At 62.7% G+C, this 21,850-nt stretch carries 22 protein-coding genes and 1 tRNA gene; 13 read left to right on the plus strand and 10 right to left on the minus strand.

The genetic code is table 11. The features are described 5' to 3' along the window. The first annotated feature begins 90 nt into the window (after positions 1–90). Genes ACZ889_RS07565 through ACZ889_RS07575 form a run of 3 tightly spaced genes read left to right on the plus strand, consistent with a single transcriptional unit; the run spans position 91 to position 1,961 of the window. Positions 91–876: an energy transducer TonB gene (locus tag ACZ889_RS07565; RefSeq protein ID WP_180688865.1), complete on the plus strand. Its 786-nt coding sequence runs from the start codon at positions 91–93 to the stop codon at positions 874–876. Continuing rightward, positions 873–1,328 (plus strand): ribosomal protein S18-alanine N-acetyltransferase, encoded by a 456-nt coding sequence (gene rimI / locus ACZ889_RS07570; protein WP_004575708.1) that lies wholly within the window; start codon positions 873–875, stop codon positions 1,326–1,328. Before ACZ889_RS07565 ends, rimI begins: the two co-directional genes overlap by 4 nt. Before the next feature lie 57 nt (positions 1,329–1,385). Further along, positions 1,386–1,961, plus strand: a complete 576-nt coding sequence (locus ACZ889_RS07575; RefSeq protein WP_180688864.1) for a D-Ala-D-Ala carboxypeptidase family metallohydrolase — start codon at positions 1,386–1,388, stop codon at positions 1,959–1,961. Here ACZ889_RS07575 and ACZ889_RS07580 read toward each other — a convergent pair. Next, positions 1,901–2,818: a LysR substrate-binding domain-containing protein gene (locus tag ACZ889_RS07580; protein ID WP_108190734.1), complete on the minus strand. Its 918-nt coding sequence runs from the start codon at positions 2,816–2,818 to the stop codon at positions 1,901–1,903. The two genes, ACZ889_RS07575 and ACZ889_RS07580, sit on opposite strands and share 61 nt — an antisense overlap. Positions 2,819–3,043: 225 nt before the next feature. On the opposite strand from ACZ889_RS07580, the gene ACZ889_RS07585 reads away from it, so the two are divergent. Beyond that, entirely contained in the window at positions 3,044–3,658 is a 615-nt protein-coding gene (locus ACZ889_RS07585) for a LysE family translocator (RefSeq protein ID WP_409313126.1), read from the plus strand. 131 nt (positions 3,659–3,789) lie between these two features. Here ACZ889_RS07585 and ACZ889_RS07590 read toward each other — a convergent pair. Together ACZ889_RS07590 and ACZ889_RS07595 are read right to left on the minus strand one after the other, a co-directional pair. Further along, positions 3,790–3,866: transfer RNA gene (locus ACZ889_RS07590), tRNA-Met, on the minus strand. A 95-nt stretch (positions 3,867–3,961) separates the two neighbouring features. Further along, complete coding sequence (locus tag ACZ889_RS07595; RefSeq protein WP_476258013.1) at positions 3,962–4,885, minus strand: FecR family protein; 924 nt, start codon at positions 4,883–4,885, stop codon at positions 3,962–3,964. A gap of 193 nt (positions 4,886–5,078) precedes the next feature. On the opposite strand from ACZ889_RS07595, the gene ACZ889_RS07600 reads away from it, so the two are divergent. The 3 genes from ACZ889_RS07600 (at position 5,079) to ACZ889_RS07610 (ending at position 7,775) form a co-directional block, all read left to right on the plus strand. Next, a complete protein-coding gene (locus ACZ889_RS07600) occupies positions 5,079–6,293 on the plus strand; it encodes an MFS transporter (protein WP_180688862.1) in 1,215 nt (404 codons plus the stop codon). A 103-nt stretch (positions 6,294–6,396) separates the two neighbouring features. Continuing rightward, positions 6,397–6,534 (plus strand): hypothetical protein, encoded by a 138-nt coding sequence (locus tag ACZ889_RS07605; protein ID WP_003247435.1) that lies wholly within the window; start codon positions 6,397–6,399, stop codon positions 6,532–6,534. Positions 6,535–6,617: 83 nt separating this feature from the next. After that, positions 6,618–7,775: an MFS transporter gene (locus ACZ889_RS07610; RefSeq protein WP_014589641.1), complete on the plus strand. Its 1,158-nt coding sequence runs from the start codon at positions 6,618–6,620 to the stop codon at positions 7,773–7,775. A gap of 7 nt (positions 7,776–7,782) precedes the next feature. Here the strand turns inward: ACZ889_RS07610 and ACZ889_RS07615 are convergent, their stop codons facing one another. Further along, positions 7,783–8,739: a FecR domain-containing protein gene (locus ACZ889_RS07615; protein WP_476257281.1), complete on the minus strand. Its 957-nt coding sequence runs from the start codon at positions 8,737–8,739 to the stop codon at positions 7,783–7,785. Further along, the gene (locus ACZ889_RS07620) at positions 8,726–9,241 is read right to left on the minus strand and encodes a sigma-70 family RNA polymerase sigma factor (RefSeq protein WP_003247432.1); all 516 of its coding nucleotides are present in this window, start codon (positions 9,239–9,241) and stop codon (positions 8,726–8,728) included. The genes ACZ889_RS07615 and ACZ889_RS07620 overlap by 14 nt, the downstream gene beginning before the upstream one ends. Before the next feature lie 171 nt (positions 9,242–9,412). On the opposite strand from ACZ889_RS07620, the gene ACZ889_RS07625 reads away from it, so the two are divergent. The 3 genes from ACZ889_RS07625 to ACZ889_RS07635 are packed head-to-tail and all read left to right on the plus strand — an operon-like array spanning position 9,413 to position 13,607. Further along, a complete protein-coding gene (locus tag ACZ889_RS07625; RefSeq protein ID WP_004575701.1) occupies positions 9,413–10,039 on the plus strand; it encodes a DNA-3-methyladenine glycosylase family protein in 627 nt (208 codons plus the stop codon). Between the two features lie 47 nt (positions 10,040–10,086). Then, complete coding sequence (gene ada / locus ACZ889_RS07630; RefSeq protein ID WP_180688860.1) at positions 10,087–11,139, plus strand: bifunctional DNA-binding transcriptional regulator/O6-methylguanine-DNA methyltransferase Ada; 1,053 nt, start codon at positions 10,087–10,089, stop codon at positions 11,137–11,139. A 56-nt stretch (positions 11,140–11,195) separates the two neighbouring features. Further along, on the plus strand, positions 11,196–13,607 hold the full coding sequence (locus ACZ889_RS07635; RefSeq protein ID WP_180688859.1) for a DUF3772 domain-containing protein: 2,412 nt from the start codon (positions 11,196–11,198) through the stop codon (positions 13,605–13,607). 26 nt (positions 13,608–13,633) lie between these two features. Here ACZ889_RS07635 and ACZ889_RS07640 read toward each other — a convergent pair whose 3' ends face one another. From ACZ889_RS07640 to ACZ889_RS07660, 5 genes are all read right to left on the minus strand, one after another. Continuing rightward, entirely contained in the window at positions 13,634–14,851 is a 1,218-nt protein-coding gene (locus ACZ889_RS07640) for a DUF3422 domain-containing protein (RefSeq protein ID WP_476257282.1), read from the minus strand. 399 nt (positions 14,852–15,250) lie between these two features. Continuing rightward, entirely contained in the window at positions 15,251–15,412 is a 162-nt protein-coding gene (locus tag ACZ889_RS07645) for a hypothetical protein (RefSeq protein ID WP_158249204.1), read from the minus strand. A gap of 17 nt (positions 15,413–15,429) precedes the next feature. Further along, complete coding sequence (locus ACZ889_RS07650; protein WP_088513498.1) at positions 15,430–16,860, minus strand: aldehyde dehydrogenase family protein; 1,431 nt, start codon at positions 16,858–16,860, stop codon at positions 15,430–15,432. Positions 16,861–16,873: 13 nt separating this feature from the next. Next, the gene (locus ACZ889_RS07655) at positions 16,874–18,373 is read right to left on the minus strand and encodes a purine-cytosine permease family protein (RefSeq protein WP_010951957.1); all 1,500 of its coding nucleotides are present in this window, start codon (positions 18,371–18,373) and stop codon (positions 16,874–16,876) included. A 92-nt stretch (positions 18,374–18,465) separates the two neighbouring features. Further along, a complete protein-coding gene (locus ACZ889_RS07660) occupies positions 18,466–18,855 on the minus strand; it encodes a YybH family protein (RefSeq protein ID WP_004575697.1) in 390 nt (129 codons plus the stop codon). Positions 18,856–19,066: 211 nt separating this feature from the next. Here ACZ889_RS07660 and ycaC point away from each other — a divergent pair, with 211 nt between their 5' ends. From ycaC to ACZ889_RS07675, 3 genes are all read left to right on the plus strand, one after another. After that, entirely contained in the window at positions 19,067–19,687 is a 621-nt protein-coding gene (gene ycaC, locus ACZ889_RS07665; protein WP_010951959.1) for an isochorismate family cysteine hydrolase YcaC, read from the plus strand. A 106-nt stretch (positions 19,688–19,793) separates the two neighbouring features. Then, a complete protein-coding gene (ppk2, locus tag ACZ889_RS07670; RefSeq protein ID WP_010951960.1) occupies positions 19,794–20,609 on the plus strand; it encodes a polyphosphate kinase 2 in 816 nt (271 codons plus the stop codon). 36 nt (positions 20,610–20,645) lie between these two features. Next, positions 20,646–21,842, plus strand: a complete 1,197-nt coding sequence (locus ACZ889_RS07675; RefSeq protein WP_180688855.1) for a monovalent cation:proton antiporter-2 (CPA2) family protein — start codon at positions 20,646–20,648, stop codon at positions 21,840–21,842. The last annotated feature ends 8 nt before the right edge of the window (positions 21,843–21,850 follow it).

The raw sequence follows: 21,850 nt of genomic DNA on the forward strand, positions 1-21,850 counted from the left end.
GTGACGGCGCTCGGTCTGATAGGCGCTGCAAAAACCACGGCGTACACGTTAGAATGCCCAATTGCCTTCACCCCCTCGGATATCCGCCCCTTGCTGACCGAACCCCGTCGCCGCGCCTACCTTTCCGCCATGCAAGTGGTGCACTGGCTGCCGCGCGCCGAGCTGCCGTTCGCCGCACCGTCGCGGCCCGAGCTGCTGCTGCCGGTTGCGCCGGTCGAGGACATCGATTTCGAGGTCAGGCCGGCATCGGCCGCCAACGAAACGCCCGTCACCCCCCAGGCTCGCTCCGGCGAGCGGCCGAAAATCGAGATCCCGCGCCCGGGCAGTGTGCCTAAACCCGCCGTCAAGCCTGTCGAGGCACAAGAGCAGCCCGCTGCTCCGCGCCCGGCGCCGGTGCCGCCACCGCGCTTCTCGCTGCAGTTGTTGCGCGCCGGCAGTTGCCTGCTGCTGGTTGAACTGGCCACCGGTCAGCCGTTCCAGAGCCGCGATCCCTCCTATCTGCTGCTCAAGGACATGCTGCGCGCCGCTGGCCTGCCCGACGCCCCGCAGATCATCGGCGAGCCGGTGCGCTGGCCACTGCTGGTGCGCGGCAACATGGACCAGGGGCCGGAGGCTGCGCGCGATTTCGTCCAGGGCTTCGTTCAGGCGCGCCTGGAAGACGCCCCGTGTACCTGTCTGTGGCTGGTCGGCCTGCCGGCACTGCGTTTTGCCGCCAATGTCGACGCCGACGCCTATTACCAAACCCTGACGCTCGACAGCCTGGGCGACGCCTGGGCATTGCCGGGCCTTGAACTGTTGATGGACGAGCCGCAACGCAAGGCGGACGTCTGGAAAGCCATGCGCCAGCTGATGGCGCGCTGGAAGAGCGTTGAATGAGTGACTCGATCAGCTTCCGCCCAATGACCGAGGCGGATCTGGATGCCGTACTTAAGATCGAATATGCCGCATTCAGTCACCCCTGGACCCGTGGAATCTTTCAGGATGCGCTCAAGTCGTACGAAGTCTGGCTGATGTTCGATGGCCAGCAGCAAGTGGGCCATGGGGTGATCAACGTGATCATCGACGAAGCGCACCTGCTCAACATCACCGTAAAACCGGAAAACCAAGGCTGCGGCCTGGGCCTGCGCCTACTCGAGCACCTGATGGCCCGGGCCTATCAGCTCAATGGCCGCGAATGCTTTCTGGAAGTGCGCGCCAGCAACCAGTCGGCCTATCGTTTATACGAGCGTTACGGTTTCAACGAAATTGGCCGCCGCCGCGACTATTATCCGATTGCCGGCGGCCGTGAAGACGCCCTGGTGATGGCCTGTACCCTGTTCGAAGACTGACTTTGCAGGGGCGTACCCGGGCGCGCAGGCTTTGTTCTCGGCAGGGACGGATAAAGAATGAGACAACTGCTTTTGGCAGCGAGCCTGTGTATCGCAAGCGCTGCTCACGCTGACGAGCGCGACGTGTGGATGTTCGCCCAGTGGGCGGGTGATCATCAAACCCGCCCTTTCCGTGAAATGCTGGTAGATGCCCGGCTTTACGGTGTAGTGCCAATTCACCAGTTGCTGCGCTCGGCATCGGACTGGAAACTGTGCCACGCATCGCCTTTCGCCGTACCACCCCCCGGCAATTGGGCCGCTGTTCGCTCGACCCTCGCGTTGATCAAGGCACTCGACGATCAAGGCATCCTGCGCCAGTTCGAGGTGGTTTCGGCTTACCGTGAGCCGCGCCTGAATGCCTGTGCGGGCGGGGCGGCCAACAGTGCGCATACCCGCGCTTTCGCCGTCGATATACTGCTGCCGGCCTGGGCCGACCCCAATCCGCTGTGCCGTTTCTGGCAGCAACACGGCCAAGCCTGGAACATGGGGCTGGGCCGCTACCCATCAGGCCGCATTCATGTGGATACCGCCGGCTATCGCACCTGGGGTGGTGATGGCGGTGCAGGGTCGTCGTTTTGCGTCAAACCCAAATGAGCCAGGCAACCCCGGCATTCGTCCATTAGCCACTCTGCGAAGCGCTGGCACTTGCTGCTGTCGGCCAGAGGCTGTGGGCTAAGCAGGTGGTAGGCCGAGCCATCGCGCACAAAACCGTACGGCGCCTGCAACTGCCCGCTGTCGAGTTCGTCGCACACCATCAGGGCTGAGGCCATGGCCAGGCCCAGGCCGGCGTTGGCGGCCTGGATCGACAGGTAGAAATGCTCGTAGTCGCTGCGTTCGCAGTGCCGCGCCTGTTGGCCGCTCAGGCGCAGCCAGGTGGGCCAGGCAGCAGGGCGTGTGGTGCTGTGCAGCAGCCGTTGGCCATCGAGTCTGGCGCTGGCGGCGGGGTGGCACACCGGGCCGATCCATTCATCGCAGACCTTCTGGTTGAACAGCTGGTTATTCCAGTGGAAGTCGTCACGGCGGATGGCCATGTCGACCCCACTGCGGGCGAAGTCCAGCGGCCCGCCGGCAGCCACCAAGTGTAACTGCAGGTCGGGATGGGTGGCATGGAAGCGCGGCAGGCGCGGGATCAGCCAGCGCATGGCGATGGTCGGTTCGCAGGACAGCACAAGCACATTGTCGCGGACCTGGTGCTGCAAACGCTGCACGGCGCCTTCCAGCTGCTCGAAGATCGCCTGGGTGGTGCCATGCAGGGCGCGGCCGGCAGGGGTGAGGAAAATGGCCCTGTTGCGGCGTTCGAACAGTTCCACGCCAAGGCTTTCTTCCAGCAGGCGTATTTGGCGGCTGACCGCGCCGTGAGTGACGTGCAAGTGCTCGGCGGCGCGCACGAAGCTCTCGGTCTGGGCGGCAATGTCGAAGTAGCGGAAGGCGTTGAGTGGCGGCAGTTTCATGATATCCCTGTTCAGCTGTGCCGGCCTGTTCGCGGGTAAACCCGCTCCTACATGGTCACATATTTCCCTGGAGACGGGTTTACCCGCGAAGAGGCCAAGGCAAGCTGTACATATCTGTGAGCAAAACTATCAGATTCATCTCAGCATAAATCGATTTTTCCGCATCTGTAAGCGCTCGATAATCGGCGGTCTGTGCATTTCCATCGCCTATCGAGAGCCCTCAGCATGACCGAACTCATCGCCGTCGCCCTGTTCACCTTGCTCGCCGTCATCAGCCCTGGCGCCGATTTTGCCATGGTCACTCGCAGCAGTTATGCGCAGGGCCGCAAGGCCGGGCTGGCTGCCGCCATAGGTATCGCCCTGGGGGTGCAGGTGCATGTGTTGTACACGGTGTTGGGCATTGCCGTAATCATCAGCCAGAGCCCGACGCTGTTCTTCGTCATGAAAGTGCTGGGTGCGGGCTACCTGATTTACCTCGGGTACAAGTCATTGACCAACACCCGACGCATCAGCCTGGACGGGGTTGGCCAGTCTGCTGCCAGCGTACTGCAAGCGCTGCGCACCGGCTTTTTGACCAATGCCCTCAACCCCAAAACCATGTTGTTTGTCATCAGTGCCTTCACCCAGGTGGTGCAGCCTGGCAGCCCGCTGGCGTTGAACTTCGCCTACGGTGCGTTCATGTCCGTTGCCCATTGGCTATGGTTCAGCCTGGTGGCGGTATTTTTCTCCAGTACGGCATTGCGCAGGGCGATGATCGAGCGGCAAGTGCTGGTGGACCGGGCCATTGGTCTGGCATTGATCGGGCTTGGCCTGGCTGTGGCGGTGACCGGAATACGTTGAGGCGACGATAGCAGCGCCGAAACCTGTGATTCGGCAGCCCGGCTGCTGCTGGATGGGTTAGCGCGGGCACCAGCAACTTTTTCGCAGGCAAAGAAAAAGGGCTTACCTTGCGGTAAGCCCTTCGTCTTGTTTGGTGGCTACACAGGGACTTGAACCCCGGACCCCAGCATTATGAATGCTATGCTCTAACCAACTGAGCTATGTAGCCGATGGCGCGCATTATTCTCTTGAACGCCCCCTCTGTCAACACTCATTTCAAAAAAAATTTGCACGCTTTCAAAAACTTAGCGGCCAGCCCCGGTTTCAGCGCACCACAAGCCAGTGCCCGAGCACGCCCAGCAACTGCAACTGCTGGGCTGCAGCCAGGGATTGCAGGCTTTGGCCAGGCTGGTCGAGGTTGAAGTCGCCGCTTACACGGCGATGAGCCACTTGTTCATCCATCATCCACAGACGCTGCCCTTGGTAACCGGCAAGGCGCTCCAGCACCTGCCTCAATGGCATGTCTGTGGCTTTCAGGCGGCCATTGCGCCAACTGTCAGCGGTTTTCAGATCAGTCCTACGCACCGGGTCGATGCGCGTGTCATCGAAGGTTACCCGCTCACCCGCCGAGACCATCCGCTGCTCACCCCCCTGGGTGACCATGGCCTTGCCACTGAATACCACGAGTTCGTCGCGCCCTGCATGGCGGGCTATCTGCAAGCGAGTGCCGTATACCTGGATGCGTGCGTTGCCCACTTCCACGTCCATGGCGCGCCCGTCGAGCACGACTTCCAGATGCACCTGGCCCTGCACCAGGTGCAGTTGGCGGGTGCGGCCGCGCAGGTCGACGTTCATCGCGCTGGCGCTGTCCAGGTTCAATGTCGTGCCATCCGCCAAGCGTATGTTGCGGCGCTCTCCCACATCGGTGTGCAGCTCGCTGGCCAGACGCTGCATCAGCGGCCAGTACAGGTAAGCAGCAGCACCCAACCCTAGCAAAAACGCAAGCGCCAACCCTTTACCCAGGTGACTGCGACGGACAGTGACATGCCGTGGGCGAGGGCGGGCAGGTGTGGGTTGCAGCTGTTGCCAGAACGTCTCCAGCTCGGCGTAGGCGTGGGCGTTCTCTTGTACCTGGCACCAGGCTGCAAATGCCTGGCGCTGCGTTTCGTCGCAACCGGGCTGGCGCAACAACGAAAACCACGCCAGCGCTTCCTGTTGTGGATCGGGCTGCAGCTGCTTGGCGGACATCGGGCTCATGGGGGCGGTCTGCTCACGATAGGGGCCGTTTGGCCTAACGATGACAGGAGTCATTGGCAGAGGATGCTAATTATATTGAGAACCATTTTCAAGTACGTGGCGACAGGGGGATAAAAAAGGTAGCTATGTATCTATTTGATTCCTGATAATCGGATCCCAAACCAGAGGACGGAGATTCAGGCAAATGGCCACCAGTAGTGCCTCCACCGCATCCACCCCGGCAGCGGCAAGCCAAGCCTCGCCGATGGTGATGCGTATCATCGGTTTCTGCGCCTTGGCGCACTTGATCAACGACCTGATCCAGTCGGTGCTGCCAGCGATCTACCCGATGCTCAAGGCCAACTACGACCTGAGCTTCGCCCAGATCGGCATGATCACGCTCACGTTCCAGATCACCGCCTCGCTGTTGCAGCCTTGGGTCGGCTTCTTCACCGACCGCCGGCCCACGCCAAATCTGTTGCCGCTAGGCACCCTGTGCACGTTGGTGGGGATCGTGATGCTGGCCTTCGTTGGCAGTTTCCCGATGATCCTGCTGGCGTCGGCGCTGGTGGGCATTGGCTCGTCGACCTTCCACCCGGAAACCTCGCGTATTGCACGGCTGGCCTCGGGCGGGCGCTTCGGCCTGGCCCAATCGACCTTCCAGGTCGGTGGCAACACCGGCTCTGCTCTGGGCCCGCTGCTGGCAGCGGCCATCATCATTCCGTTCGGCCAGACCCATGTGGCCTGGTTCGGCCTGGCCGGGCTGTTCTTCCTCGGCGTTACCCTGATGTTGCGCGGCTGGTACAAGGAACACCTCAATCAGGCCAAGGCGCGCAAGGCGGTGCAGGCCACCCACGGCATTTCGCGCAATCGGGTAATCGCGGCGCTGATCGTGCTGGGCTTGCTGGTGTTCTCCAAGTACTTCTACATGGCCAGCTTCACCAGCTACTTTACCTTCTACCTGATCGAGAAGTTCGGTGTGTCGGTGGCCAGCTCGCAGCTGCACCTGTTCCTGTTCCTCGGCGCGGTGGCGGCGGGCACCTTCTTTGGCGGGCCGATCGGTGACCGTATCGGGCGCAAGGCTGTGATCTGGTTTTCGATACTGGGCGTGGCGCCGTTCACGCTGGCGCTGCCCTATGCCGACTTGTTCTGGACCACAGTGCTGAGCGTGGTGATCGGCTTTATCCTGGCTTCGGCGTTTTCCGCGATCGTGGTGTATGCGCAGGAGCTGGTGCCGGGCAGCGTGGGCATGATTGCCGGGATCTTCTTCGGCCTGATGTTCGGTTTTGGCGGCATTGGCGCTGCGCTGTTGGGGTACGTAGCGGACCTGCGTGGTATCGAATACGTGTATGGGTTGTGCTCGTTCCTGCCATTGTTCGGGTTGTTGGCGGTGTTCCTGCCAAATACAGGTAAACGCTGAACGCGCCGGGGGCCTGGCAGAGGCCCCTGGGCAATTGACGAGCCCCCCGGAGGTGGCTAGAGTGCCGCCTCTTTTTTCAATCACCTGCGTAGTAGCCAAAGCAATGCGCCGTACCCAGTCCCTCCCACACGCCCGCCAGCCTGCCTTCCAGGCACTGCGTCGTGCATGGCCGAGTGACACAGTGCTCAAGCGCCGCCGCAGCGTGCTGTTTGCCTTCACCTTCTCGCCACACCTCGCCTGAACTGATCTGCGCTTTCGCGTCGCTCGCCGTTCTGGCGTGCGCGCCTGTTTCTGCACGTCTTTTCGGTTTGCCAGGAGTGGTACATGAACATGCGTTTGTTGGCGGGCTTATTGTTCGCTGTTTCTGTCGTGGGTTTCAGTTTGGGGGCCAGCTTGCCGCTGGTGTCGTTGCGCCTGCATGAAGCGGGGGCGAGCACACTGGAAATCGGCATCATCTCGGCCATCCCTGCCGCCGGCATGATGCTCTCGGCTTTTCTGGTCGACGTCTGCTGCCGCCATCTCACCCGGCGCACTATCTATCTGCTGTGCTTCAGCCTGTGCACGGTCAGCATCGCCTTGCTCGAGTCCGCGTTCGGCTCGTTGTGGCTGCTGGCGTTGCTGCGCCTGGGCCTGGGGCTTGGCATGGGGATCGCCATCATCCTCGGCGAGTCGTGGGTCAACGAACTGTGCCCCGAACATAACCGCGGCAAGATCATGGCCTTGTACGCCACCAGCTTTACGGGCTTTCAGGTGCTTGGCCCGGCCATGCTGGCAGTGTTGGGCGCCGATAGCCCGTGGATCACGGGTGTCGTCACGGTCTGTTATGGGCTGGCGTTGCTGTGCATCGTGCTGACGGTGCCAAACGACCATGTCGAGCACGAAGAGGGCGAAAAAAGCTTCGGCCTGGCCGGGTTCTTCCGTGTGGCACCGGCGTTGTGCATGGCGGTGCTGTTCTTCTCGTTCTTCGATGCCGTGGTGCTGTCGCTGCTGCCGGTGTACGCCACCAGCCATGGCTTTGCCGTTGGCGTGGCGGCGTTGATGGTGACGGTGGTGTTTGCCGGCGACATGCTGTTCCAGCTGCCGCTGGGCTGGTTGGCCGATCGGGTTGAGCGCACAGGGCTACACCTGGCGTGCGGGCTGGTGGCGATGGTGATCGGCATCGGTTTGCCTTGGCTGCTGAATCTGACCTGGCTGCTGTGGCCGCTGCTGGTGGTGCTGGGCGCGGTGGCGGGGGGGATCTATACCTTGGCGCTGGTCTTGATCGGGCAGCGCTTCAAGGGCCAGGACCTGGTCACTGCCAACGCCAGTGTGGGCTTGCTCTGGGGTGTAGGCAGCCTGGTCGGGCCGCTGGTCAGTGGGGCGGCCATGAATGTCGCGCCGCATGGTTTGCCCATGGCGCTGGCACTGATGGCCGGGCTGTTCGTGTGCTTTGCCAGGCAGTCATACCGGCGCCGTGGGCGGATGCGGGCTGTGGCGCAGTGATATCCTTTTACGCCGCGCCGATGCTTACCCAATAGCGCGTCCTGTACTCGACCCGCACGGGCAGGCTGCGGGTGAGCAGTTGCAGGATTTGCCCGGTGTCAGCCAACTGATAGGTGCCGGAAACCTTCAAGCCCGCCACTTCTGGAGCGCAGCGCAACAGGCCCGGTCGGTAGCGGCCGAGTTCGCTGGCAAACTCGGCAAGCGGCATCTGCTGCACGCTGAGTACACCTTCGGTCCAACCCCAGGGGTCGTTGTGCAGTGTTCTGGCCTGAATGCTGCCGTCGGCTCTGACTTGCAAGGTTTCACCGGGCAGCACCTGCCTCGCTGAGGCTGAGGCAGGGAACAGCGTGACTTCACCACGCCGCACCGACAGCAGCAGGCCCTGGCTGTTTTCGCGCAGCAACAGCTGGCCATCGAAGGTGGTCAGCGGGCCGACAGGGGTGGCGACGTGGAATGGGCGGTTGTCGTTGGGGTTGCTGTCCAGGCTGACCTCGCCATGGATCAGTTTCAGCTGGCGTTGGTCCGCACTGTAGTGCAAGTCGATGGCACTGGCAGTGTTGAGCTGGATGCGGCTGCCGTCACTGCCTTGCCATTGGCGCCGTTCACCGGTGGCGGTGCTGGTGTCGGCCAGCAGTTGTGGCAGGCCTAGCGGTTCGCGCGCGGCCCAGCCCAGGCTGCCGCCCACGGCCAACAGCCCCAGTAACTTCAGGTGGTCCCTGCGGCTGGCTTTGGGGTGCTGGCTAGCGTCCAGGGTGCGCCGGCTCAGGTCCTTGGGCAGCCCGGCCAGTTCATCGCCCAGATGACTGACCCGCTGCCAGGCCAGGCGGTTGTGTGGGTGGCTGGCCAGCCAGTGTTGAAACTGCTGCTCGGTGCGCGGGCTGGGGGTGTCGAAACGCAGCTTTACCAGCCAGTCGATCGCCTGATCGACTTGCGTTTGAGCGGGCGTACCATCAGGCATCGGCATAGCGCAACCGGTAGCAGACGCCCAGGGCCTTGGCCAGATCGCGCTCAACGGTGGCCCTGGACACCTCCAGACGTTGGGCAACCTGCACGATGCTCAAACCGTCTAGCTGGGCCAGCAGGAACGCTTGGCGGACGCGCGGTTTCAACTGGTGCAAGGCGCGGTCGAGGCGTTCCAGGCTATCGAGGATGACAAGCTTATCCTCTTCGCTGGGCACTTCTGCTTCGGGCAGGTGAGCCAGGCTCTCCTGGTAGGCCCGCTCCAGCGCGCGGCGGCGGAACTGGTCGATCATCAAGCCACGGGCGATGCTGCTGAGGTAGGCGCGCGGTTCTTTGAGCGGCGACACGTGGCGGGCGCGCAACAACCGCACGAAGGTATCCTGGGCCAGGTCTGCGGCATGTTCACTGCAACCGACCCGGCTGCGTAACCAGCCACGCAACCAGGCATGGTGAGACTGGTAGAGCAGAGCGACCTCGGTGGGCTTGAGCGTGTCGTTGATCTGCATCGTAGAGAAGGCCCAGTCCAGTGATGTGTGCGATTGTGAATAGTTCTCAATTCTATGCGGGGAAGATGGCGCCGAGCAATGGCATGCCAAAGATTAGCTACGCAAGAACCGGCGTTTGCCCGATGAACGGCTGCGCTAAGCTGGACCTGCAATCGACTTGATGGAGGTGCCATGATGCTGGCCGACCTTTCGCCTGAGGCCTATCACGAGGCCACGCAACACCTGGCGGCACTTGACCCGGACTGGTCGCGGCATATCGCAGCGATCGGGCCCTGCCTGCACCAGGCTACGCCGGGACGTGAGCCTTATGAGGCATTGGTGCGGGCGATTGCCTACCAGCAACTGCACGCCCGCGCCGCCGAGGCGATCCTGGGGCGTTTGCTGGCGCTGTTCCCGGCAGATGATTTTCCGCAGCCAGAGCAGTTGCTGGCGGTATCCCCGGAAACCCTGCGTGCCTGCGGCTTTTCGGCGAGCAAGCTGGTGACGGTCCAGGGCATTGCTCAAGCCACCCTGGAGGGCTTGGTACCGACGCGGGAGCAGGCGTTAACCATGGCTGACGAGGCGTTGATCGAACGCCTGGTGGCGCTGCGTGGGGTAGGGCGGTGGACGGTGGAGATGCTGCTGATCTATAGCCTGGGGCGTTCTGACATTCTGCCGGTGGACGATTTTGGCGTGCGCGAGGGGTATCGGCGGCTCAAAGGGCTGGAGACGGCGCCGACACCGGCGCAAATGCGTTCGCTGGGCGGCGCTTGGCGGCCGTTTCGTACCGTGGCGGCCTGGTACCTGTGGCGGGCCTGAGGTTTTTGCATCGCCCGTACAGGCAACAACATATCCGGGAAACAAAGATGAACCTCTACACCACCCCTGATCAACGCTGGCAAGCCGTAGAGAGCCGCGACGCTGCCGCCACGGGCCACTTTGTCTACGCTGTACGTACCACTGGCGTCTACTGCCACCCCGGCTGCAAATCACGCCAGGCCAAGCGCATGAACGTCGAGTTCTACGACACTGCCGCGGCTGCCGAGGCTGCCGGCTACCGTGCTTGCAAACGCTGTATCAGCAAGGCCAGCGCCACCCGCCATAGCCAGCTGGTTACCCACGCCTGCCGCTTGATCGAAACCAGCGACCCCGCGCCAAGCCTCGGCCAACTCAGTGCACGGCTGGCCGTCAGCCCCTTCCACCTGCATCGGCTGTTCAAGGCCGAAACCGGAGTTACCCCCAAAGCCTACGCCACGGCCTTCCGGGCCCGGCGCCTGCGTGCGCACCTGGAAGGCGGCCAGCACTCGGTCACCGATGCTATTTACAACGCCGGCTACAACTCCAACAGCCGCTTCTACGAAAGCGCCGACCAGCGCTTGGGCATGCGCCCCCGGCAATACCGCGCCGGCGGTGCCGGGGCAAGCATTCACTTCGCCCTTGGGCAGTGCTCGCTGGGTGCAATATTGGTCGCCCAGAGCGACAAGGGTATCTGCGCGATTCTGCTGGGCGACGACCCCGAGGGCTTGTTGCACGAGCTGCAGGATCAGTTCCCCAAGGCCCACCTGATTGGCGGCGACAGCGCCTACGAACAGAGGGTGGCCGAAGTGATCGGTTTCGTCGAAGCGCCCGCCTTGGGCCTGGCCCTGCCGCTGGATGTACAAGGCACCGCGTTTCAGGAGCGGGTGTGGCAGGCGCTGCGTGAGGTGCCGGCCGGCAGCCGGGTCAGCTATACCGACATCGCCGAGCGCATTGGCGCCCCCAAGGCCGTGCGGGCGGTAGCCATGGCCTGCGCGGCCAACCGTATTGCCGTGGCCATCCCTTGCCACCGCGTAGTGCGCCGGGATGGCGACATCAGCGGTTACCGCTGGGGCGTGGAGCGCAAACAGCAATTGCTGAAGCGAGAAACGGCACTCTCCTGACGGCCCGAAGCCGCGTAGAATCCCCCGCCAAATCGAATTGCAAAGAGGAATATTCGATGAGGCGTGTCAGCCTTGCCCGTTATTGCCCAGGTCTGATTGCCCTGCTGGCCCTGATGCTGTTGCTTGTCAGCCCGGCCTGGTCGGCCCCGGCCACGCCATTGTCCAACTTGGCGGCTGCCGAAGCGCCCGCACTGGACGAAAACGCCAGCCTCGAACAGCTGAGTGACCGCTTGGACCTGATCCGCCAAGGCGTCACCAGCGAGGCCAACGACGACGTGCTGTCGCAACTGCGCCTGGGCGCGATGCAGGTTCAGCGTCAAGCTGATGCACTGAGTACACAGCGCACTGCCGATGTGGGAAAACTCGACGACCAGCTGAAGGTCATCGGCCCGGCCCAGCCGGACGAGGCCGCTACCCTGACGCAGCAGCGCAAAGCGCTGGAGGCCGAGAAAAAGGCGCTGGTAGCCCAGCAGGATCAGGCCACCAAGCTGACCCAGTCGGCCCGTGACCTGTCCACGCAAATCGTCAACCTGCGCCGCAGCCAGTTCAACTCGCAAATCACCAGCCGTGCAGCCTCGCCGCTGAGCCCGGCGTTCTGGCAGAGCATCATCCGCCCCACCCAGGACGACGTGGCGCGCCTGCGTGACCTGCGCGGCGAGGCGGCCGATGCCATCAGCAGCGCCTTCAGCGCCGAAAACCGCTGGCTGTTCGTTGCCAGCCTGGTGGCGGCGATTCTGGTGTGGACGTTGGTAAGGCGCGTGCTTGAACGCTTGCTGGCCAGTGCCATGATCCGTTGGTTGCCGGAGGGCCGCCTGCGCCGCAGCGCCTTGGCTCTGGGCGTTAGCCTGGCAACCCTGGGCACCATCGCCGGCTCGGTGTCGTTGCTGCGCTGGGGGCTGGAAAGCAATGCACGATTGGGTTCGGATATCGCCAGCCTGACCAATCACATTCTCACCCTGGTGGTGTTCAGTGCCTTCATCACAGGCCTGGGCCGCGCCATGCTGATGCTGCAGCGTCCGTCCTGGCGGTTGCCGGCGATCCACGACGAAGTCGCCAGTGCGCTGGGCTGGTTCCCGAAGGTGCTGGCATTGGCACTGATGGTCATGATGACCATGGAGCGCATGAACAGCGTGATCGGCGCCAGCCTGGCGCTGACGGTGGCCGTCAACGGGCTGACCGCGCTGGTGGTGGCGCTCACCTTTGCAGGCGCGCTGCTGTGTTACCGCCGCACCCTGCGCAAGCATGACCTGGAGCGCCCGACGGGCCTGGCCGGGCTGATCCCGTTCGTGATGGTCATCTGGCTGACGTTGATCCTGCTGGCACTGCTCACCGGCTACCTGACACTCGCCTATTTCCTCACCGCCAAGCTGTTGTGGGTCAGCCTGGTGATCACCTGTGCCTACTTGCTGACCACCTTCTTCGGCGACCTGTGCGAAACCCTGCTGTCACCCCGCCAGCCCGGTGGCCTGGCACTGGCGTCGACCCTGGGCCTGGCGCCTCGCCACCAGGCCCAGGCCAGTACCATACTGGCCGGCATTGGCCGCACGGTCGTGCTGTTCCTGGCACTGTTGCTGGTGTTGATGCCGTCGGGCACCAGCCCTAGCGAATTGCTGTTGAGTCTGGGTGACTGGGATGGGACCGGCGGCAAGCTGCTCGGTAACCTGAACATCGTGCCGCAGGACATCCTGCTGGCCTTGGCCATCTTCCTCGGCGGCCTGTTCGCCATCCGTGTGGTCAAGCGCTGGCTGAGCGACCGCCTGCTGCCGGAAACCGAGATGGACGCCGGCATGCGGGCCTCGCTGGTAACCCTGGTGGGTTACCTGGGTTTCCTGTTCCTGGCCATGCTGGTGATGTCGACCTTGCGTATCAACCTCACCAGCCTGACCTGGGTGGTCAGTGCCCTGTCGGTCGGTATCGGTTTCGGTTTGCAGCAGATCGTGCAGAACTTCATTTCCGGCCTGATCCTGCTGACCGAGCGCCCGGTGAAGGTCGGCGACTGGGTCAGCCTGGCGGGTGTCGAGGGTGATATCCGCCGCATCAACGTGCGCGCCACGGAGATCCAGATGTCTGACCGTTCCACGGTGATCGTGCCCAATTCGCAGTTCATCTCGCAGAACGTGCGCAACGTGACCATGGGCAACGCGCTGGGCGTGGTCAGCATTACCCTGACACTGCCGCTGGAGACCGATGCCAACCGTGTGCGTGAGCTGCTGCTGGCGGCTTACCATGAGCATGAGGCGATTCTGGATGCGCCAGCTACCTCGGTGTCGTTCAAGGACCTGACGGCCAGCGGCATGGTGATTGGTGTGAGTGGCTATGTGGCCGGGCCGCGGCAGGTATCGGGAGCCCGCAGCGACCTGCTGTTCACCATTCTTGGCCGGTTGCGTGATGAAGGCATTCCACTGTCTTCGCCGCAGAGCATGGTGCTGGTGCAGGAAGGTACGCGGCCGGCTGACGAGTCGGTGTAGGCATCGGGGGGCAAGGCACCCCCAACTCAATGTTGTTTGGCCTGCCTGATACGCAGCAGTATCACCAGCAGCACCAGCAGTACTGGCGGCGCCATGGCCATCAAGCCATCGCGCGCCGTCAGTCCCAACCCCAGTACATTCAGCCCGCCATACAAAAGCTTGAACAGATTCAGCAGGTAATAGGTGATGGCGATGATCGACAGCCCCTCCACCGCTCGCTGGATTTTCACCTGGGCATCTGCCCGGGCATTGAGGCTGCGCAAGATCTCGGCGTTCTGCTCCTCCATCTCAACTTGCACCCGCGCCTGCAGCAAATCGCCCAGGTTGGCCACGTTCTTCGCCAACTGCTCCAGCCGTTGCTCGGTAGCTGCGCAGTAACGCACGGTCGGCTTGAACCGGCGCTCGATGAATACCCCAAGGCGCTGGCAGTCGCCCACATGGCTTTCCCGCAACTCCCCCAGGCGTTCGAACACCAGCTGTGCGTAGGCCTGGGTGGCGCCAAAGCGGTGACGGGTTTTTACCGTGCGGCTTACAACCTGACGTGACAGGTGGGCAATGGCTTCCAGCAGCCCCTTGGAATCATGGCCATCGACCCCGGCACTGCGCCCGGAGAGGCAGACCAGGGTCTTGTCGAAGGTATCCAGTTCCTGGCTCAGTTGCTTGGCCGTGCTCAGGGTCAGCGAAGCCATCATGCGGTACGTCTCGATTTCCAGCAGGCGGCGGATCATGCGGCCCTGGCGGTAGGCATTGAGGCGCCTGTTGATGAACAGGAAGCGGTTGGTGCCATCCTCGGTCAGGCGGAAGTCGCTCCACACCACCGCATCGCCACCACCCACGCACGAGCCGCACGGGTCTTTGAAGCCGTAATCGGCCAGGTTCAGGTCCTGTTCGTGACGTACCAGCACCTGCACTGCATTGATCACCTGCGCCACCTGCGGCGCAATCGCCTCGGCCAGCACCGGCGGCAGGGTTTGCCATGTGGTATCGGCTGTGGTGCATGGCACAACCAGCGTCAACGTGAAGAACTCGGTGTGCCGCTCCCATTTGAACGGGTGGCCATCCATGGCAGTGATGCCTTGTGCGGCACCGGTGTCCGAAACATCAGGGCAGCAGCGCTGCAGCAATGCTGTACAGGCAGCATCGCCGCCGAGCAAGGCCAGGTGGAAGACATGCGCCGGGCCGTCGAAATAAAGTGACGGACGGGCGTGCAGTTCATTGTGCAAGGCGGTGCGTTGAGGGTGCATGGGTGGTCCGGCCTGGTGTTGTGATTATGGGGGTACCAGGAAGTGGGACTTTGCGGGCAATGGAGAAAGTCACGCGGGGGAATGTTTGTATGACCTGTACCGGCCTCTTCGCGGGTGAAACTGCTCGTGGGCGCTCAACATTTTAAAAGCCTTCGCGGTGGCCTGTAGGAGCGGGTTCACCCGCGAAAGGGCCGGCCCTGCTGGCCAATTTCCACCCGCCGCTCACCGTCGCAGCCGCCACCGTATTCGCGGGTAAACCCGCTCCTACACACAGCACAGGCCGTTGTAGGAGCGGGTTCACCCGCGAACACCGGCAAAGCCGGTGCCATCCACCGCGTTGGTTTTCTTCGCGGGCATGCCCGCTCCCACAAGATGACCACAGGGCTGAGGTGTTGTGGATTACCTGTGGGGGCTTACCCGCGAGGAGGCCGGAAAACCATAGATTTCGCCTTGCCCCACGGTTTGATGATTAATCACCTCGATTTCAAAGCCTTTCCAGGCATTGCCGCCGTTGAAGCTGCAGGTTGCTGCCTGTCGACTGACACCGGTGAAAAGCTTCAACCCGGCCCCTTGCGGTATCAGCCCAGACAGCGGGTTACATGCTTGACCGACTGATAGGCTGACAACCCCCAAGGCCCCAGCTCACGGCCGATCCCGCTGCCCTTGGTGCCCCCCCAGGACGTCTCGACGAACACCGCCTGCACCGAGTTGATCCACACATGGCCAACCTCCAGCGCATCGGCCACGCGCTCGGCGCGTTCCAGGTCGGCAGAGCATACTGTAGCCACCAGCCCGAAGCGGCTGTCATTGGCTTCGGCAATGGCCTGTTCCTCGCTGGCAAAGCGCCGTGCGCAGAGCACCGGGCCGAAGATTTCCTCGGTCCACAGGCGGCTGTCTTTCGGCACATCGGTATACAGCGTCGGGCTGACGAACCAGCCTTCACGGTCCAGTGCATGGCCGCCAGCCAGGCACTGCAAACCTTCTTCCCGTGCCGTGGCAAAGTAGCTGGCCACCTTCAGCCATTGCGCCTGGCTGGTCAGCGGGCCCATGTCGACCTCTTCGGTCAAAGGATTACCCACCCGCAGGTTTTCCAGTGCCGCCTGCAAGCGCGGCAGCAGTGCATCGGCAATGCCGTCCTGCACCAGCAGCCGCGATGTGGCCGAACACATCTGGCCGGCGTTCCAGCTGATGCCGGCAACAATCCACTCCACCGCTTGATCGACATCGCAATCATCGAACACCACGATGGCCGACTTGCCGCCCAGTTCCAGCGTCACCGGCCGGCACTGCGCCGAAGCGCTGCGCATCACCTGGCTGCCGACGCTGTTGCTACCGGTGAAGGACAACTTGTCCAGGCCGTTGTGGTTGCTCAGTGCGGCGCCGGTCTCGGCCTTGCCGTTGACGATGTTCAGCACCCCGGCGGGCAGGCCCAGGGCGTCGGCGATCTGGCCGTAGGCCTGCTCGATCAGCGGAGTGACCTCTGAAGGCTTGAGCACCACGGTGCAACCGGCGGCCAGGGCCGGGGCAAGTTTCCAGGCGCTGGTTACCAACGGGAAGTTCCACGGCACGATCAGGCCGACCACGCCCACCGGTTCAAGGCGGGTGCGGGCGGTGAAACCCGGCGCAGCCAGCGGCACTGTGCGGTTTTTCGATGGCAGTTGCTCGGCCAGCTCGGCGTAATAGCCAAAGGTGGCGATGGCGTCATCCAGGTCAATTTCCGCTTCGTGACGCGGTTTGCCGTTATTGCGCATCTGCAGGGTGACAAGCGCTTCACGGCGCTGCCCGAGCTGTTCGGCAACACCACGCAGGAAGGCGGCACGTTCACTGGCGCAGGTGCTTTTCCAGGCGGGCAGGGCGCTGCGGGCAGCGGCGACGGCCTGGTCGACCTGGCTCACGCTGGCGGCCATCAGCTCGGCGAACGGTTGCCCCAGCGCAGGGTCGTTGACGCTGATGCAGTCGCTGCCTTGGCCTTCGACCCAATGGCCGGCGATATAGTGGGAAGTGGTCATGGTCGGTTTCCAGTCAGGCCATTTCGGCGGTGGTCACAGGCGTATGCGCGGTGCTTTTGCAACGCACCCATCGCGGGCCCAGGGGGCCATAAACGCCAGCAGGTTCAGGGAACAGGTTGAGCAACAGCAGGTACAGCACGCCAGCCAGCCCCAGCGTGACCGGCAGGCTCAGGTCGATGCCGCCAGCCAGGTCACCCAGTGGGCCGACGAACTGCCCCGGCAGGTTGACGAAGCACAGGCCAACCGCCGCGCTGGGGATCCACGCCCCCATGCCGCGCCAGTTCCAGCCGTGCAGGAACCAGTAGTGGCCACCACGCTGGCCGCGGGTGAATACCTGCAGGTCGTCGGCGTGGTAGAAGCCGCGGCGGGTAATCAGGCCAAGGATCATGATCACCATCCACGGGCTGGTGCAGGTAATGATCAGCACGGCAAAGGTCGATACGCTCTGCACGAGGTTGAAGGTGAAGCGGCCAATGAAGATGAAGCCAATCGCCAGCACGCCGATCAGCAGCGTAGCGCCAGCACGGCTGAGCAGGCGCGGGAACACGCTGGACATGTCCAGGCCGGTGCCATACAGCGCGGTGGTGCCGGTGGACATGCCGCCGATCACCGCAATCAGGCACACCGGCAGGAAGAACCAGCTAGGGGCAACTGCCAGCAGGCCGCCGACATAGTTGTTGGCGGCAATGTAGTCCGGCGCCTGGGTGGCGACCAGGGTGGCCGTACACAGGCCGAACAGGAACGGAATCAGCGTCGCCCCCTGTGCCGCGATCACTGCCAGCATGATGCGTGCCTTGGGGGTTTCGCGTGGAATGTAGCGCGACCAGTCGCCCAGGAAGGCGCCAAATGATACCGGGTTGCTCATGGCCAGGATCGCCGCGCCGACGAACGCAGCCCAGAAGCCTGCCTGGCCAAGGTTTACGCTGCCTGCGTAGCCGGCATCGAAGGGCCCGGCAAAGGCGACGATGCCCAGCAGGAACAGCAGGCTCGAGGCCCAAACGGCAATCTTGTTGACCCACAGCATGAAGCGGAAGCCAAAGATGCATACCACCAGGACCAGCACCGCGAACAAACCATAGGCCAGACCGAGGGTCAGGTCGGTCTCTGGCAGGCCGGCCAGGCGCTTGGCACCACCGACCAACGCATCGCCCGAGCTCCACACCGAGAGCGAGAAAAACGCCACCGCCGTAAGCAGCGACAGGAACGAGCCGACGATGCGCCCGTGTACGCCAAAGTGCGCGCCCGATGAAACAGCGTTGTTGGTGCCGTTAAGCGCGCCAAACAGCCCCATCGGTGCAAGGATCAGCGCGCCGATGCCAACGCCAAGCAGAATCGCCCACACACCCGCCTGGAATGACAACCCGAAAAGCACCGGGAAGCTGCCCAGTACGGCGGTAGCGAAGGTATTGGCACCGCCGAAGATCAGGCGGAACAGGTCTAGCGGGGAGGCGTCGCGTTGATCGGCGGGGATCTGTTCGACGCCGTTGGTCTCGATACCGGTCGAGTGGCTCATGGTGGTGCTCCAGCGCGGTTGTTGTAGCCCGCGCAGTGCGCGGGCCTTCTTGTGGGTGCGATGGCAGGGCGGCAGCGCCGCGTAAAGGGTGATCAGGCCGGCGTTACGACCGACAGGTGCTCGTGGCAGGCCAGCCACTGGTCACCATGGCGACGGAAGACGATGGTCTCGCGCTCGCTCAACGGGTGCTCTTCACCGCCGATGCGGATACGCGTGGCCACATCGTGCATGAAAACAGCCACGTCGCCTTGCAGGCTTACATGGGCGTTGCCCGATTCGCAGGCAAGCACGGTAAAGCCCTCGGCCTGCCACTGGGCCCAGAGCTCTTCATAGGCGCGACGCGACAGCAGCGGATACGGCAAGGTGTGGAACAGAAAGGTGGCGTCTTCGCTGAAGCAAGCGAAATAGCGGGCGGTGTCGTTGCTGGCGAACGCCGCGACGAGGTCGGCGGCGGCTTGCCGCACTTGAAGTGTCTGGTCCACGGGAGTGGCCTCACGGTTTTTTTGTGATTGTGGTGAAGCGATTCTGGTGGCGGTGGGCGAGGGGAAAAATCGCTGGCGGCAAATAATCAGTTCAGAAATTTGTGAACTGATGGGGCACATGGCAGTACAGGCAAGCCGACTGACGGTCTCTCCCACCCTCCATCCTTGCCTACGCTGATACTCCCAACCCGCTGAAGCAAGGAGATCCACTGTGGCCTTCCAATACAAGCGTCTGGACAAGAACAACGCAGCCGTACTGCTGGTCGACCACCAGACCGGCTTGCTCTCGCTGGTAAGGGACATCGACCCCGACCGCTTCAAGAACAACGTCTTGGCCCTGTCTGACCTGGCCAAGTACTTCAAGCTGCCGACCATCCTTACCACCAGTTTCGAGACGGGGCCCAACGGCCCACTGGTGCCGGAACTGAAAGAGCAGTTCCCTGATGCCCCCTACATTGCACGCCCGGGCAACATCAACGCCTGGGACAACGAAGATTTCGTCAAAGCGGTAAAAGCCACCGGCAAGAAGCAGCTGCTGATTGCTGGTGTGGTTACTGAAGTATGCGTGGCCTTCCCGGCCCTGTCGGCATTGGAGGAGGGCTTCGAGGTATTCGTCGTCACCGACGCCTCTGGCACGTTCAACGAACTGACCCGTGACTCGGCCTGGCGACGCATGGAGGCTGCCGGGGCGCAACTGATGACCTGGTTCGGCGTGGCCTGCGAACTGCACCGTGACTGGCGCAACGACATCGAAGGGCTGGGTACTCTGTTTTCCAACCATATCCCGGACTACCGCAACCTGATGACCAGTTACAACAAGCTGGCCAAATAGTGCCTTCTGGGGGCTGCACGACAGCCCCCACATCAATCTGCAAGCGAAGCGGCAAACTGGCATTAATCGACCATACTCACTCTTCATTCGCCTTCAGGAGCGTGTCATGTCGAAGCCGTCCAGGAAGCCCCCCAAAAAACAGCCAGAAAAGCTGGGCGGTAAGGCGTACGAAAAAGCGCTCAAGAACCTGCATGTAGAGTTGGTGAAGCTACAGGAGTGGGTGGTCGCCAAGGGCCTGAAGGTATGCATTGTCTTCGAAGGCCGCGATGGCGCCGGCAAGGGTGGCACCATCAAGGCCATTACCGAGCGTGTCAGCCCGCGGGTGTTTCGTGTAGTGGCGCTGCCCGCACCGACCGAGCGGGAAAAGACCCAGATGTACGTGCAGCGTTACCTGGGCCATCTGCCTGCGGCGGGTGAAGTGGTGATCTTCGATCGCAGCTGGTACAACCGTGCGGGCGTTGAGCGGGTAATGGGCTTTTGCTCTGGCGAGCAAGTGGACAAGTTTCTGACCGGAGTACCCGGGTTCGAAAGGGTCATGGTCGATTCAGGGATCATCCTCATCAAGTACTGGCTTGAAGTCAGCGCCGATGAGCAGACACGGCGCCTGCAGGATCGCATCAACGACGGCCGCAAGCTGTGGAAGTTGTCGCCGATGGACCTCAAGTCGTATAGCCGCTGGGATGAATACACCCAAGCGCGTGACGAAATGTTCCAGGCGTCGGATACCGCTTGGGCACCGTGGTTCATGGCCAATTCCAACGACAAACGTCGCGCCCGGCTGAATATCATCAGCCACCTGCTCAGCCGTATTCCCTACAAGGACATAACCCGCGACCAGCAGGTGAAGCTGCCCAAACGCGGCAAGATCGGCAAGTACAAGGCTGTCGCCTACCCGTTCAAGTTCGTCGAAGAACGCTTCTGAACCCCTCCCAGCAGGGAGCTGCGAAGGTACGAGCTCATGCCACATGACGGCAGCCTGTTGCAGGCGACGGTGGTATTCCTTCTGGCTGTGGTGCTTCTGGTACCGCTGGCGCAGCGTCTGAAAATGGGCGCAGTACCGGGATACCTCTTGGCGGGTATCCTGATTGGTCCGTCGGTGTTTGGCCTGCTCGGCAACCCGGACAACGTGGCGCGGTTGTCGGAAATGGGCGTGGTCATGCTGTTGTTCGTGATTGGCCTGGAGTTGTCCCCAAGGCGCCTGTGGACCATGCGCCGGGCGCTATTTGGCGTCGGCAGTTTGCAAGTGGGGCTGACCGCCGTGCTGCTTGGGCTACTGGCATTCTGGCTGTTCGACCAATCGAAACCAGCCGCCATCGTGCTGGGGCTGGGCCTGGCGCTGTCGTCCACCGCCTTTGGCTTGCAGGTACTGGCCGAGCGCAAGGACCTGGGCAAACCTCATGGCCGCCTGGCCGTTGCCATCCTGCTGTTCCAGGACATTGCCGCCATTCCCTTGATTGCCGTGGTGCCGCTGCTCGGTGGCGATGTCAGCACTGCTGACGAAGGTGCCTGGCCCTTGCTGGCTGTGGTTGTCGGCATTGGTGTGCTGATTGTTTTTGGCCGTTATCTGCTGACCCCGATATTCAAGTGGACGGTGGGTTCGGGCCTGCCTGAACTGTCGACCGCCACGGCCTTGCTGGTCGTGCTGGGCACCGCTTGGTTGATGGAGCATGTGGGTGTGTCGATGGCGCTGGGTGCGTTTCTGGCCGGTGTGCTGATGGCCGAGTCGCCGTTTCGCCACGAACTGGAAACCCAGATCGAGCCGATCAAAGGCCTGCTGCTGGGATTGTTCTTCGTTGGCGTAGGTATGAGTGCCGACCTGCGCCTGCTGTTCGGCATGCCGCTGATGGTGCTGGGCCTGACCGTGCTGCTGGTGGCGATCAAGCTGCCCTTGCTATATGGCCTGGGGCATACGGTCGGTGGGCTCAACCAGGCCCAGGCGCTATGCCTGGGCGTGGTGCTGGCTTCGGGTGGCGAGTTTGCCTTCGTGGTGTTCAAGCTGGCGCTGGAGCACCAGGTACTCACCCAGCAGGTACACGACCTGCTGGTGCTGTCCATCACTTTGTCTATGGCGGTGGTACCCCTGGTAATGATGGCCTTGGCGCGACAACTGCGAGACGACAGCCTTACGCAGGCAAGCTCTGAGACGGATCAGTGAACTGCGCC

The organism is Pseudomonas sp. TE3895 (assembly GCF_056278855.1).